1 pseudogene is annotated in these 695 nt (G+C 78.8%); it reads right to left on the bottom strand.

Annotated elements, in window-relative coordinates:
• Window positions 1–552 (bottom strand): annotated as a pseudogene (locus tag GT045_RS21945) (galactosyldiacylglycerol synthase); the annotation flags it as partial.
• Window positions 553–695: the final 143 nt, after the last annotated feature.

Genomic DNA, 695 nt, shown 5'->3' with positions numbered 1-695 from the left:
CCCGGGGGCCGGGGCGCGGAACGCGGGCGCGACCACGGGGCCGGTCGTGACCACGGGCGCGGCGACCACCCGGCGTACCCGCGCCGCCGCCGCGTCGGTGAGGCACAGGTACCGGTCGTTGCCCGGGTGCAGCCACTGCCGGTGCACCGCGAAGTCCAGCAGGAACACGGTGCTCGGCACCCGCAGCCTGCCCCGGGCCCGCAGGTCCCCGGTCAGCTGCGCGGCGAGATGGAAGACGGGCACCACCACATCCGCCTCCAGCCGGTCCACCAGCTCCGTCAGCCGGTCCCCGGCGAGCCGGGCCAGCGGGACACCGCTGGGGCGGGGGCCGCCGCCGTCGCGGAGCAGCGCGCCGTAGATCCCGGCGTACACCCAGGGCAGGTGCCGTACCGACGCCTGGTAGCCGTGGCGCAGTCCCGTGCCCAGGCCGCGGGGCAGCAGCCGCAGCACGTCGGCCACATGGGCCTCGTGCCCGCGCGCGGCGGCCCGCCGCGCGAGTTCGGCGGCCACGGTGTCGTGACCGGCCCCCATGCTCGCGCTCACGATCAGCATCCGCCGCCGGCCGCCCGGCGCTTCCTGGTCGGTGGTCCGCACGGTTCCCGATTGTCCGCCGGCACGGCCCCCGGACGGCGGACGCGCCGGCCGTGTCGCCCGGCCGGCGGGCCACTCGTGCGCACCACGGCACCGGGCCGGCG

The organism is Streptomyces sp. SID486, from assembly GCF_009865385.1.
Lineage (GTDB): Bacteria > Actinomycetota > Actinomycetes > Streptomycetales > Streptomycetaceae > Streptomyces.
This window is presented reverse-complemented; position numbering and strand designations above follow the sequence as displayed.